This window comes from Exiguobacterium sp. s40, from assembly GCF_018617905.1.
Taxonomy (GTDB): domain Bacteria; phylum Bacillota; class Bacilli; order Exiguobacteriales; family Exiguobacteriaceae; genus Exiguobacterium; species Exiguobacterium mexicanum_A.
In genome coordinates this window covers 14,782-27,770 of sequence record NZ_JACSLC010000006.1, presented here as the reverse complement: position 1 = coordinate 27,770, position 12,989 = coordinate 14,782, and the positions used below count along the sequence as shown (strand labels likewise).

The 12,989-nt window shown below is 52.7% G+C and carries 11 protein-coding genes; 4 read left to right on the top strand and 7 right to left on the bottom strand.

Annotated elements, in window-relative coordinates:
- The first annotated feature begins 68 nt into the window (after positions 1-68).
- From KNP02_RS07220 to KNP02_RS07205, 4 genes are read left to right on the top strand one after another with little or no spacing between them, the layout of a single operon-like run.
- Positions 69-821, top strand: a complete 753-nt coding sequence (locus KNP02_RS07220; protein WP_034776593.1) for a carotenoid biosynthesis protein — start codon at positions 69-71, stop codon at positions 819-821.
- Positions 787-1,482 (top strand): lysophospholipid acyltransferase family protein, encoded by a 696-nt coding sequence (locus tag KNP02_RS07215; RefSeq protein WP_034776590.1) that lies wholly within the window; start codon positions 787-789, stop codon positions 1,480-1,482. Before KNP02_RS07220 ends, KNP02_RS07215 begins: the two co-directional genes overlap by 35 nt.
- Positions 1,482-2,549 carry a glycosyltransferase family 2 protein gene (locus tag KNP02_RS07210; RefSeq protein WP_214707911.1) on the top strand — a complete coding sequence of 356 codons (1,068 nt, stop codon included), beginning with the start codon at positions 1,482-1,484 and terminating at the stop codon, positions 2,547-2,549. The genes KNP02_RS07215 and KNP02_RS07210 overlap by 1 nt, the downstream gene beginning before the upstream one ends.
- A gap of 19 nt (positions 2,550-2,568) precedes the next feature.
- Positions 2,569-4,035, top strand: coding sequence for a phytoene desaturase family protein (locus KNP02_RS07205; protein ID WP_034776586.1), 1,467 nt, complete (start codon positions 2,569-2,571; stop codon positions 4,033-4,035).
- Between the two features lie 429 nt (positions 4,036-4,464).
- Here KNP02_RS07205 and KNP02_RS07200 read toward each other — a convergent pair whose 3' ends face one another.
- The 7 genes from KNP02_RS07200 to KNP02_RS07170 form a co-directional block, all read right to left on the bottom strand.
- Positions 4,465-5,304, bottom strand: a complete 840-nt coding sequence (locus KNP02_RS07200; RefSeq protein WP_214707910.1) for a phytoene/squalene synthase family protein — start codon at positions 5,302-5,304, stop codon at positions 4,465-4,467.
- Positions 5,273-6,751 (bottom strand): phytoene desaturase family protein, encoded by a 1,479-nt coding sequence (locus tag KNP02_RS07195; RefSeq protein ID WP_214707908.1) that lies wholly within the window; start codon positions 6,749-6,751, stop codon positions 5,273-5,275. The genes KNP02_RS07200 and KNP02_RS07195 overlap by 32 nt, the downstream gene beginning before the upstream one ends.
- Positions 6,748-8,274, bottom strand: a complete 1,527-nt coding sequence (locus KNP02_RS07190; protein ID WP_214708161.1) for a phytoene desaturase family protein — start codon at positions 8,272-8,274, stop codon at positions 6,748-6,750. Before KNP02_RS07190 ends, KNP02_RS07195 begins: the two co-directional genes overlap by 4 nt.
- 73 nt (positions 8,275-8,347) lie before the next feature.
- Positions 8,348-9,349 (bottom strand): class I SAM-dependent methyltransferase, encoded by a 1,002-nt coding sequence (locus tag KNP02_RS07185; protein ID WP_214707906.1) that lies wholly within the window; start codon positions 9,347-9,349, stop codon positions 8,348-8,350.
- A 102-nt stretch (positions 9,350-9,451) separates the two neighbouring features.
- A complete protein-coding gene (locus tag KNP02_RS07180) occupies positions 9,452-9,832 on the bottom strand; it encodes a YisL family protein (RefSeq protein WP_214707904.1) in 381 nt (126 codons plus the stop codon).
- Between the two features lie 145 nt (positions 9,833-9,977).
- Entirely contained in the window at positions 9,978-12,536 is a 2,559-nt protein-coding gene (locus KNP02_RS07175; protein ID WP_214707902.1) for a HAMP domain-containing sensor histidine kinase, read from the bottom strand.
- A complete protein-coding gene (locus KNP02_RS07170) occupies positions 12,533-12,895 on the bottom strand; it encodes a response regulator (RefSeq protein WP_021066686.1) in 363 nt (120 codons plus the stop codon). Before KNP02_RS07170 ends, KNP02_RS07175 begins: the two co-directional genes overlap by 4 nt.
- Positions 12,896-12,989 lie beyond the last annotated feature (94 nt).

Below are 12,989 nucleotides of genomic sequence, written 5' to 3'. Positions count from 1 at the left end.
TCTTTTTTTGCATGCATTTATTAGACGCAAGCCGCAAACCTCTCTAGAATGAGAATAGAGGTGATGAAATGAAAGTGTATCCATGGATTTGGAAATGGTTTTTGGTTTGGTATGTCGTCGGGGTCGTCCTCGTCGGCTTTGATTTGTTGCCGAGTTGGCTCGAATGGGCAAACCCGGTCTTCTTATGGCTCGCCGGTCTCATCGGCGGTTGGGTGATTGCGGACGGCGTCCGCCACGCCCGCCTGATCGTCCCGTTCATCTTCTTCGGTTCAATCGCTGTCGAGACGCTCGGTGTCAAAACCGGGTTCCCGTTCAGTGAGTACATCTACGCGGAGGCGTTCGGTCCGACCGTGTTCGGTGTACCGGTCACGATCGGGGCAGCTTGGCTCGCCGTCATCGGCTCGAGTTTTGCCGTCGCCCGCTTGTTCTCGTTCAAGAACCGAACGCTCTGGCTCGTCCCGTTCCTCGCCGTTTGGCTCGATATGGCGATTGACCCGGTCGCAGCAAACGTGAAAGGCTACTGGGAATGGGCCAATGACGGTCTGTATTATGATATCCCGACGCAGAATTTCGTCGGTTGGTTCGGACTGTCGCTCATTTTCTCTTGGTTGCTCGACCGGTTTGAAGTCGAAGCCGAGCCGATGTTACTCGGACACGGACGTTATTTGTTCGTCATGCTGCACGCCCTGTTCGGTGTCACGGCCGTCAACGCCGGTCTTTACGGCATCGGCGTACTCAGCGTTGTCACAGCCGCAGGCCTCATCTTGATAGAACGGAGGAGCCGACATGATCGAAGCGAGCAAAAAGAAATGGTTCAATAATCTGTTCTCGACGTTCGTCAAAGAACGTCAAATCCGTCCGTTTTTCCATACGATCCACGTCCGGGCCGATGACGTGCCGACACCAGGATTGTTTTTGAGCACACATAGCTCGTGGTGGGACGGGATGATTTTGCTCATGTTGAACGAATACTATTTGCGTCATGACGTTCACGTCTTGATGGATGAGGACGGGTTGCGCCGCTTCCCGTTCTTCCGTCACTTGGGCGCGTTCTCCATCAAAAAAGGCAAACTGTCGGATGTGCGCGCCTCGCTCGACTACGCCAATCGGCTCTTACTTGCAGGCAAGTCCGTCTGGGTGTTCCCACAAGGACGCGAGTATCCACAAGAGCATCGTCCGCTCGAGATTGGCTCAGGTGTGACGATGCTGCTCCACCAGCCGGAAGTCCGGCTATGCGCCATCTATTATACGTTCGCGTCGCACGCCGCTCCGCTCGTCTACGTGCGCTTCCGCAACCATACGGTCGTCTCCGAGACGCGGCGGCTTCAAAAACAAGAGCTCGCCGAAGCACTCGAACGCCTTTATGACGATACGCGCGACGATGTAATCAAGCAGTCCGACCGCTATATCGCCTTGTTCCCACCGAAGCGCAGTTTGGCAGATTGGACGGAGCACTTGCTCCAAATCGGAAGAGGCCGCTGATGGTGATTTTGTCGCTCACGTTTTTGATGCTGCTGTTCACGTTGGTCAACTTGCTATTCCTCCGTCCGCTCACCGCACCCATCCCAGCTCCTCCGACCGCGGTGTGCATCCCACTACGGAACGAAGAACGGAACGTGCCAAAACTGATCACGAGTTTGAAGGCCGCCTTGACGGATGAAAGCCACGTCTATTTATACGAGGACTGGTCCGAGGATGCTACATACGAGGCACTCGTCCGGGAAATCGCGGACGATGCCCGCTTCACCATTTTCCGTGGGGTGCCGTTGCCTGAAGGTTGGGCCGGCAAAGTCCACGCGTGTCACCAGCTGGCGACCCGCACGACCGAGCCGTACGTATTGTTCCTCGATGCCGACGTGACGATTGACCCGACGTTCATTGGGCGACTGCACGGCACACTCGCCCGTGAAGAGGCGGTCTTCTTGTCAGGTTTTCCTCGTTTCCCGACACCAACGTGGCTCGGGAAACTGTTGATTCCGATGCAACACGTCTTGATCGCCCAACATTTGCCGTTGTTTTGGCGAAAAGTGCGTCATCCCGCCTTCGCCGCCGCCAACGGAATGAACGTGCTCGTCGAACGGAAAAGTTATGACGACGTCGGTGGACACGCCTCGATCCACAATTCATTGATCGATGATATCGATCTGTGCCGTGAGTTCAAGCGACGCAAAAAAGTCACATCGCTCGTCAACGTCTCGCCTTACATCACATGTGACATGTATGCGACGAATGAAGAAGTGTGGAACGGGTTTTCAAAGAACGTATTCAAGGGAATGAATGAAGCAGTGGGCATCGCCCTTTATTTCTTCTTATACTACGGCACCCAGCTGTCTGCTTTCATCGCACTCCTCGTCCACATGGACTGGATCTCGTTCTTGGCGTGCGTGTTCGTCTTGCTCGCTCGACTCGCGATCGACGTCAAATCGGGAGGACGCCACTTTTGGCTCCATCCGTTCAGCCTCATCGCCTACTTGTTGCTCCTCGCGAGCGCGGTCGTGCGCAAATGGCGACGAAAGCCGATTTCATGGAAAGGCCGGACGTATCAATAATCTCGCTAGGAGGCACAACATGAAACATATCGCTATTATCGGGGCCGGGCTCGGCGGCTTGAGCGCCGCCGTCACCTTGGCCGCCCGCGGTTACGACGTGACCGTCATTGAAAAGAATGAACATGTCGGTGGAAAGCTCATGCCCATCATCACCGATGGACACCGGTTCGACTTCGGGCCGAATACGATTACGATGCCGGACGTGTTCCGCTCCGTCATTCGCAACAGCGGAGCTAACCCGGATGACTATTTTGAGCTCGTCAAACTTGAGTCGCACACGGTCAATCATTTCTCTGACGGTTCGACGTTCACGTTTCATTCAGACCGCGAGAAAATGGAAGCCGAGGTACGCCGTCTGACCGGCGATAAGGCCGACAAGAATCAATTGACCGACTACTTAGACGAGGCGGAGAAGTTGTTTGAAATCGCCAATAACCGGTTCTTCACACGGATGGATTCAAAAATCGATACCGGCCTTTGGGCTGACATGATGAAAGTACATCCGCTCAAGAGCCTTCATGCGCTCCATAAGAAGTATTTTAAAGACCCGCGCATCATCCAGGCGCTCGACCGCTATGCGACGTATATCGGCAGCAGTCCGTACGTTACACCCGGCACGTTCGCGCTTATCTCGCACCTGGAGCTGAATGATGGCGTCTATTTCGCCAAAGGTGGGAACTGGACGATCGCGAAAGGCTTCGCCAAACGGGCGAGCGAGCTTGGCGTCGAGTTCCGGCTCGGTCATGAAGTCACAAAAATCGAAGTGACGAACGGAAAAGCGCATGCGGTCGTCATCGACCATGAAGAAGTCATGTCTTGTGACGCCGTCTTATTGAACGGAGAACTGCTCACGCAGTATCCGCGACTCGTCGATGCTTCTGACCGTCCGTCGTTCCCGGTACCGACGCGTGACACGATTGAACCATCGGTGTCCGCTTTCGTCATCATGGTCGGCTTGAACAAGCGGTTGAACTTGGCGCATCATAACGTCTACTTCTCAGACGACTACGAAGCGGAATTCCGGGCGCTGTTCGACGAGGAACGGTATGCGGACGAACCGACGATTTACATCTCGAACTCGGCCCATACCGACCCTTCGATGGGAGAAGCTGGCGACAACTTGTTCATCCTCGTCAATGCGCCGGCCCATATGACCGACATCGATGCCGAGACGTATGAACATTTGATTCGCCGACGCCTCCGGAAATTCGGCGTTGAATGGGAAGATCGCGATGTCGTCTTCCATCGCCGTGTCACCCCGCTCGACTTGACGCGTGATTTTTACGCATATTACGGGGCACTCTATGGGACATCGGCCAACTCGAAAAAAGGAGCGTTTTTCCGACCTTCCGCTCGCTCGGAAGATGTGTCCAACATTTGGTTTGCCGGAGGCTCGACCCACCCTGGCGGCGGTAGCCCGATGGTGACGCTTTCAGGACAATTTGCGGCTCGGTCGATGTTAGAGGACATACCTCTGACAATTTGAACATTTTGTGAACAGAAGATTCGACACTTGTCGACACGGGACAGACGTGATAATATCATATTCGAGTTCAAGCAGTTTTGTAACGTTAGTTACACCTGTAGCGATCGAATGGCTTCCCCGAGCCTATCGCGTTTTGAACTTGTCACACCCGAGAAAAAAGTGATGAGCGAGTTTCCCCACTCGTATCTCGCAGCTGGAACAGCATGCATCTGATGTTCCCCCTTAGTCCATCAAGCATCCTGCTTCAGCGAAGATGCCCCATCGTTTCATTCCCTATGAAACGAGGCACATCTTTAGGGTTCATCACGTCCGATTCGTTCGTTTCCCCGATGAACGAATCACATAACGCTTACACCACTTTTGGTCCCCCGCCAAAAGTGGTTTTTTTGTGCGCAAAAAAGGCAGCCGTTTTGCGACGGCTGCCTGATTTTATAACTTGGCCAACAGTTTCCCTTTTTGAATCGTCGAGACAAACGCCCGTTTCGTGAAGACGTCGTGCCCATTCTGCCGAGCCGCGTCCAAGATGCCTTCATAAAGCAATCCCGCCGCGCTGACCGGCTTCCGGCTCGTCGCAGGATATAAGTGATGGGTCTCCCGGGCCCGGACGTATAGGTGTTCGGCCCGGCGCGCCATCGTCTCCCAGACGTCGATGAACGCCGGAGTCACTTGCCGCGCAAACAAATCGGCTTCCTCGACACCGAACTCGGCGAGCAACGATTGGGGCACATAAATCCGGTCCCGATCGAGGTCATCCCCGACGTCACGCAAGATGTTCGTCAACTGCATGGCGATGCCTAAGTCGATCGCACCTTGTTTCAACTGTTGCCGTCCCGTCGCATCCACGTCCGGCGCGAGGATCGGCAACAGCATCAAACCGACGGTGCTGGCCGCATAGTAACTATATTGCTCCGTCTCCTCGAGCGTCGCGTAGCGCGTTTTATGTAAGTCCCACTTCATGCCTTCAGCCAATTCAAAGAACGGTTCGACGTCCATGTCGTACCGTCCCCAAACGTCATGCAACGCCACCCAGAGCGCATCGGTCAGATGTTCACCGGCCAAGAAGCGATCGAACTCGGTCAAAAAGTCCGTCAAGCTCTCTTCAGGACGGTCGGATTCATCGACCGCGTCATCGAGCGTCCGACAAAACGCATAGACCGCGGCCACGGCCTGACGGTCTGGTTTGGAGAGCAAAGAAAAGGCCCGATAAAACGTGAGCGAGCCTTTTTTCATTACGTCTTCACAGTGACGATACGCTTCTTGTGTCGTCATGGTACAATGCCCCCATTTCTTCTTCCATTCTCTTCACTAACAGCTGCGAGCCGATCATGACGATCGGGACGCCTCCGCACGGATGCACCGATGCTCCGACGGCGTAAAGTCGGTCGATGTGCGCGTACGGGCGAGCCTGTGGTTTGAACGCGGCCGATTGGGCCAATCTCGGGGCGATGCCGAAGCTCCCGCCTTCGAATAACCCAAATCGTTCCGCATCCATCGGCGTCCGAACTTTCATCTCAATGACACGATCCCTGAAGTCGGGGACTATCTGTTCGATCCGACCAATCAAATGCTCGATCGCACCGCTCGTTTCAAAGTCCTCACGCTCCAATTTACGTGGGACCGGCACGAGGACATAGAGAACGCTCGTCCCGTCCGGTGCCAGCGTGTCGTCCATCAAAGACGGATTGAACGTATACATCGCCGGATACTTGCTTAGTTTACCATCTTCGAAGATGGTCCGCATCGACCCGGCAAAATCATTCGGCAAGTCGAATTGGTGGATCGGTAAATCGATGTCCCCGGTCACGGTGAAGTAAAGCAAGAGCGTCCCGCTCGACGGTTCGTATGATTTCGGCTTAACGCCATCAATCAACCGTTCCATGAGGGGAAAATCACCGTTGACGACGACCACATCATACGGATGAACGACACCATCCACGATGACCGCGTTCGCCCGGCTTTGTTCCACCTGCACCCGTTCGACGTTCGCGTTCAACTCGAACTTGACGCCGCGTCGTCTCAACTCTTGTTCTACTTTCGTCGCAAGTGAGAAATATCCTCCCTTGACGTACCAGATTCCTTCTTCTTGTTCGCGGTACGGGATCAAACCATAGAGGGATGGGGTATCATATGGGTTCCCACCAATATAGAGCGTTTGGAGGCTATAGGCGACGCGCAGACGCTCGTCTTTGAAGAAGCGTTTCATGTTCTCGTGGGCCGTCTCATACGCCTTCAAGCGCATGAGGAGCATCAATAGTTTCGGTTCGAACAAATCGGTCTTGCCTTTATAGCCCCGGTCTAAGAATGCATCGAACCCGAGGCGATACTCTTCTCGTTTTTGAGTCATATACTTTCTAAAGCCGTCGCCCTCGTTGAACAGACGGTCGATTTCGGCCGCCTGACGTTCGATGTCACGGTATTTGTAGAACGTCGTGCCATCCTCGTAACGGAGGCGATAAAGCGGGTCGACCTCGATCAACTCGAGCTCTCGCTCCGGAAAACCGGCCTCGAGGAGCTGACTTTTCAATTTTCCGGGCAATAAGACGATGGTCGGCCCTTCATCGACGCGGGCGCCGTTCTTGAACTCGACATAATTGAGCCGGCCGCCGACACGAGCTTCTTTTTCATAGATGGTCACGTCCAGCGACGGATATTTGTGGGTCAGGAGCAAGGCCGCGTAAAGCGACCCAATGCCGGCACCGACGAAACTGATGTTCATTGGCCGACACCTGCCCGGTCACGCAACAGGTTGGCGGTGATGCGCGCCGATTCAAAAATCGTTGGCAGTCCGCTGCCTGGATGTGTCCCACCGCCGACGAGCCAGACGTGGTCGAGCTCCTCGAACTGGTTATGAGGACGGAAATACATCATCTGTGACAAGTTATGTCCTAAGTTGAACGTCGCCCCTTCATAGACACCGAACGCTTCCCAATCGTTTGGCGTGAGCGGCTGCATCACCTCGATATGGTTCCGGATCTCACGATACGGCGAACGAGTCTCAAGTGCATCGAGGACGCGCTCGGTCATCGTCGTCTCGAGCGTCTCCCACGGTAAATTCGACAGGTTGTTCGGCACCGGGACGAGCACATAAAGCGAGGATTTCCCTGACGGTGCGAGTGTTGGATCAATCCGTGAAGCATTTTGGACATAGAACGAGAAGTCTTCGCTCAGCTTCAAGTCTTGCGTCATCTCTTTCACATTCCGTTCGTAATCGTCGGCGAAATGAATCGAATGATGCGCGACATCATCGTAGATACGATTGAGTCCGAGATAAAGCATGAACGTCGAACACGAGTAACGCTTCTTCTTCAGTTGTTTTGGACTCCACCGTGTGAGTGCATCGCTCGGAACGAGCGTCATCATTGCGTGCGCGAAGTCGGCACCGACAATCACTTCGTCAAAAGCATAATGGACGTTGTTCGCCACAAGCCCGTTGACGCGTTTCCCGTCGAGCAAGAGCCGGTCGACGCCTTCCTCGAGACGAATTTCCCCACCTTCTTCTTCGATGACACGGGCCATCGCTGTGCAGAGTTGATTCACGCCGCCAATCGGGTGATGGACGCCGTAAGCATGTTCCATATACGACAAGATTGAGAAGCCACCCGGACAATCCCACGCCGACATGCCGAGGTATTTCGCTTGGAACGTGAACGCGTACTTCAGCTCTTCGCTCGTGAAATACTCCGACAAGACGTCGTATAACGACTTGCCGATCGATAAGAACGGGAGCGCCTTCAAGACGCGTGTCGCCACATAATCGGTCAATTTGTCATGTGCCGTCTGGAGCACCGGCATCAGTTTCGACAGCTTGATGGCTTGTTCGGCCATGAAGCGTTCGTACCCTTCCCCGTTGCCTGGGAACTGCTCTTCAATCGCCTGATGCATTTGATCGCGATCGGTCGTCATCGATAGGACCCGATTTCCTTTATCAAAATAAAGATCATACATCGGCTCGAGTCGTTTCATCTCGACATAGTCATGTAAATCTCGACCTGTCTCTTCGAAAATCTCTTCTAAAATGTATGGCATATTTAAAAAAGTCGGGCCACGATCGAACGCGAATTCTCCGACTTGCAGACGCGACGTCCGTCCACCGACGAACGCCTGCTTCTCAAACACTGTTACTTTCACACCACGGCTTGCGAGCAGCATAGCGGCCGCAAGTCCTCCTGGTCCGGCACCGATTACGGCGACTCTTTTTTCCGACACGTTGAACAACTCCCTATGTGAAAAGTCTCTTATGCTTCTATCCCATTATAGAAATGACTGGAGAAAAGTTCAAATCTGAATCGGCTCGTCATGTGTCCGCGATGTGTCAATTGTCGCGTTTCGCGATGACAATGTACCATGACCCTTCTGGGATGAACGGGATGAAACGGACGTTGTCAAAGCCGACCTTGTGCATTTGACGACGTAACTCACGAATCGTTGGGAGCGGATAGAGGTTATCATGCAACGTCATGAACGCATTGAACGCTGAGGCAAATCGAGCACCGAGCGGCGTCTCGGCGAGCGGAGTGACGAGTACCGCGACACCAGCTTCGTCTAAGTTTTCGAGCATCCGTCCGAGCAGTTCGATTCGTTGTTCCGGAGAAAAATAATACAACATATTATTCATCATGACGGCATCAAATCGTTCGTCGTGATCCCACTCCATAAAATCGGCTACTTCGTAGCGAATCTCACCGGACTCATCTTGTTCCCGCGCCTCTGCGATCACGTCTTCCTCGAGATCGATGCCGGTCAACTGCCAATCGGGTTCGAGTCCGTGCAGTTTGCGTAAGTAACCCCCGTGGCCGCACCCGATATCGAGCATCGTCTTGACGTCGGCTTGCCGCAACAGCTGCTGCACGACCGGGAACGCGACCGTCTCGACGAGCGTCGACGTCTGTGCGACGACCTGGCCATGTGTCGCCCCATTGAACGTTTTCTGTTTGCCCGACTCTAAAAAGTCAGGATATGCGATGAGTGCCGGAATATGAAGTTCCATCATCTCTTGGAGCATGAAGCCGATGCTGCGCTCATCTTCGTGCGACAACTGATATTTCAAACTACGGGTCGGGAAATAGCGCCAACCTTTCTTCTTCAAATGGCGCACGGCGACCCCGACGTCGAGCCAACGCTCGAGCGCGAGTTTCGTCAACGGTTGCTTCAAGCGAAGCGTCATCTCCGCAAAGCTCGCCCCGCCTTGGAGCGCATCGAACAACCCATATTTATAGCCGATATATCCGTGCCAGAGCGGCAAGAACGATTCGGTTTGTTTCATCCATCTGCGTGCGTGCAAGACGCGTGACCATTCATTCATCTGTTGTTCCATCGTTTCACCTCATCATCGTTATCACTGATTTTTTTATTTTCCCCTAATAATTTACGGACAAACAAAAAAATCCCACTCCGATGTGCGAAGTGGGAATCAAACTTAAATGAAGTTGCTGAAGAACGACTGTCCATACGGCAACGCATAGCCGATGAAGATTGTCACAAGCGCGAGAATCGCAAAACCGCTGAACATCGTGCCCACAGGTTTGTTCTTCTTCACACGGATGAGCGTCATCTCACCAAAGATGAGTGTCAAGAGTCCGACCGTGATCTTCACGTGGTAGAACATGCCGCCTTCGAGTAATTGAAGATACAAATAAAGTCCCGTGCCGAACGCGACGAGCAACATGAGTCGAAACGCCATGTGGGCGATCTTCCCGCTCTTGTTGGCATTTTTGTAGCCGATATAGGCGACAGCGAACAAGACGAGTAACAAGACCCAGCTCGTGACGTGCGTGTGTAGGAATGCAATCAATGACATTCTAAATCCCCCTTTCCATTATGTACAACCTCTATTGTACACGAGTCGCTCTGATTACGGTCAAGCAGGACACTGAAAAATCTGATCGCCTATCAAAAAGACGCCTGATCGAGGAATGATCAGGCGCCTTGTCGTATTTCATTTATTAAGCTGTCGTTGACTCTTGTTCGCGAACGGCGTATTCGAAGCTCGGAATCACGACCGTGAACGTCGACCCTTGATGTTGGACCGACTCGACATGAATCTGTCCGGCGTGACCGCGCACGATCTCTTGGCAGATCGGAAGACCGAGTCCGGTTCCGCCGATTTCTCGGCTATCGGAATTGTCGACCCGATAGAACTTGTCGAAGAGACGGTCGAGCGCGTCACTCGGAATACCGATACCTTGGTCCTTCACTTTAATCGACACCGATTGATCGTGGTGGGCCAATTCGACGGTGATCTTTCCGCCGCGCGGTGAATACTTCACGGCGTTCGAGAGCAAGTTGCTCATCAACTGCTTGAACTTTTGACAGTCGGCGAACAGTTCATACGGTCGGTCATCGGCCGTGATGAGTTCAAACGTATGCTTCAGCGAAGAAGCCTCATAGAACGTCATCATGTCGCGGATGACCGGCTCGATATCGAGCTGTTCGCGGTCGTACATCTGACTGCCGGCTTCCATCCGTTGCACGTCGAGGAAGTCGTTGACGAGATGCGTCAGGCGCTCCGTCTCGGCGTGAATCGTCTGCAAGTACTTCGCCTGCTTCTCGTTCGGCAACTGCTTCTTGACCATGAGTTCGGTGAACCCGTAGATCGACGAGAGCGGTGTCCGCAACTCGTGGGAGATCGTCGAGATGAATTCGCTCTTCAAGCGTTCCGCCTCGGTCTCGCTCGTGATGTCACGGAAGACGAGCAACGTCCCTTTTGACAACCCGCCGACGACGATCCGTTCCGCATACATCTGCAAGTTCATCTCGCCTTTACGGATCGAGAAGCTGACACTGTCATGCGGGAAGTCGTCGGTGAAGAGGCGATCGGTATACTTCAAGAAATCATCTTCTTGGTCGACTGTCGTCGAAATCGTCTCTCGCCATTCGTTCCATGACAATTCCGCGAGTTCTCTCGACGTGATCTCATCGAGTTCAGGGAACATTTCATAGAGTGGTCGGTTGACGAAGACATCATCGGTCGAATGCTCGACATAGATGACCGCCTCGCGAATTGAATCGAGGATCCGTTCCGTCTTCCCTTTCTCACGGGTCATCTCTTCAAACAGACGCATCCGGAGAAGCGAGAGCGACAACTGACGAGCGAACGACATGATGTCACCCATCTGTGTCTGCGTAAAGCGATCTTTATAGCGGACGAGATAGATGAACGCGATGATCGAGTCATCTGTCGGGTCATGGACCGGTACAGCCGTCTCATACATATAGTATGGGTACGGGAGCGGGTGGTCGCTTGCGACTTGTTTCGACGAATGGACTGTCGTCCGAAGCGTCATCGCCCGCGTCAAGACTGAGTTCTCGCTGTCGAGCAACTGACGCGTGAGCGTCTCGTTCAATCCGTGGCTTGTGATTGAGAACGAGCCTGTCGCATCGACAAATACGAGGGCGCCGACTTCGGAGTCGGTGATGGCGACCAGTTTCTCGATAATCTCTGGGTAAGCCGTCAACGAATCGCGGGCCGCGAGCGTCTCGGTCAACTCGTTGCGGTAAGCCAAGTGTTGCTCGTTCTGTTGCGTCTGCTCCAAGATTTCTTCAAGTTCTTGCTGTTGCGCTTGAAGTTCTTCTTGTTGCGCAATCAACTCTTCTTGTTGCGCCTGTAACTCATGGTTTTTCTCAATCAAGTGACGTTCATTGTCACGAAGCGTCTCGGCCATCTTATGGAACGACCGTGACATCGTCCCAATCTCATCTTCGCGTCCCATCTGATCGCTCAAATCGACGATCTCGCCTTTCAACAAGCGGTCAGATGCGATTGAAAGCCGGGAAATCAAATTTGTTTGGCGACGCAGGAACGGCTGGATGAACAACAAAATCAAGGCTGCAAACGATAAGATGCTCGCAATCCATAAGAATTGAAGAATGTTGTTGTTTAATTTCCAAGTATCATATACTTTTTGTTTCTCGCTGTTCATTAAGTTTTTATAATCTGACAGTGCCGTCTCGATTTGCCGGATTGGTCCGAGCGTGTCGATGCCGCGTTCTGAACTATACGGGACAACACCTTGCTCAATCAAGCGCTCGGCAGTCGGAAGTGTCAAAATTGTCTCAGGGTCAATCGTCGTCTCAGTAATTTCACCTTCAGCTCGCAATTGTCCGTATTCCGTTGTCACTGGAAGGATGACACCGAAGTAAAAGTCATGGAACTTTTGCAAGTCTTCTGAGAAAATCTCACCTTGCTTCGTTTGGACAACACTTTTGAACCAGTTGATTTCTTGTTGGAACTCGTTCTCTTTGGCACGGGCCCGTTCGAGCGACTCAGTATCCCCAAACAGAAGATAGCCTCGAGCATCGTATTGAGCTCCTTGCCATTCGTCCCACAACGTATTCAACCGGTCGATGCGTTGATCGACATCTTGCAACCGTTGTTCGTTCGCCGCAACACGTTCTTGCATGTGCAAATACATAAAAATCGAGCCAACGAGCGCGACCGCGAGAAACGAGTAAAGGACGACCATGAGGTCGCGGCCGAGTTTTTGTTTAAACCATCTGTTCAATTCACGATGCCTCCTATAATCTTCACCAATTCAAGCGGACTGAACGGCTTCGAAATAAAGTAGTCGACCCCAATCTCATTCGCGCAATCACGATCAGATTGTTGACTCTTCGCAGTCAGCATCATCACTTTTGTATGTTGACGTCCCGGTAGTTTCCGAACTTTCTCAATGACCTCAAGACCGGTCATGCCTGGCATCATATGGTCGACAATCACGAGGTCATATTCGTTCTGTTCGATTAGCCGGTAGGCTTCAAGGCCGTCTGGCGCTTCATCAATGTCATATCCTTCATCTTCTAACGTATCTAATACGAGCATACGTAAAACTTCTTCATCTTCAGCTAATAATATTTTTACCATGACGATTCCTCCATTTTTTATCCCATTTCACTATTTTAACGGATTCAGTTCATAATCACAAAAAAAAAGATGTACGGTGTATAACCGTACCCCT

What these genes read in the sequence shown, in the direction of transcription:
- KNP02_RS07220 (WP_034776593.1), top strand. Translation starts at nt 69, where the DNA reads ATGAAAGTGTATCCATGGATTTGGAAATGGTTTTTGGTTTGGTATGTC.
- KNP02_RS07215 (WP_034776590.1), top strand. Translation starts at nt 787, where the DNA reads ATGATCGAAGCGAGCAAAAAGAAATGGTTCAATAATCTGTTCTCGACG.
- KNP02_RS07210 (WP_214707911.1), top strand. Translation starts at nt 1,482, where the DNA reads ATGGTGATTTTGTCGCTCACGTTTTTGATGCTGCTGTTCACGTTGGTC.
- KNP02_RS07205 (WP_034776586.1), top strand. Translation starts at nt 2,569, where the DNA reads ATGAAACATATCGCTATTATCGGGGCCGGGCTCGGCGGCTTGAGCGCC.
- KNP02_RS07200 (WP_214707910.1), bottom strand. Translation starts at nt 5,304, where the DNA reads ATGACGACACAAGAAGCGTATCGTCACTGTGAAGACGTAATGAAAAAA.
- KNP02_RS07195 (WP_214707908.1), bottom strand. Translation starts at nt 6,751, where the DNA reads ATGAACATCAGTTTCGTCGGTGCCGGCATTGGGTCGCTTTACGCGGCC.
- KNP02_RS07185 (WP_214707906.1), bottom strand. Translation starts at nt 9,349, where the DNA reads ATGGAACAACAGATGAATGAATGGTCACGCGTCTTGCACGCACGCAGA.
- KNP02_RS07180 (WP_214707904.1), bottom strand. Translation starts at nt 9,832, where the DNA reads ATGTCATTGATTGCATTCCTACACACGCACGTCACGAGCTGGGTCTTG.
- KNP02_RS07170 (WP_021066686.1), bottom strand. Translation starts at nt 12,895, where the DNA reads ATGGTAAAAATATTATTAGCTGAAGATGAAGAAGTTTTACGTATGCTC.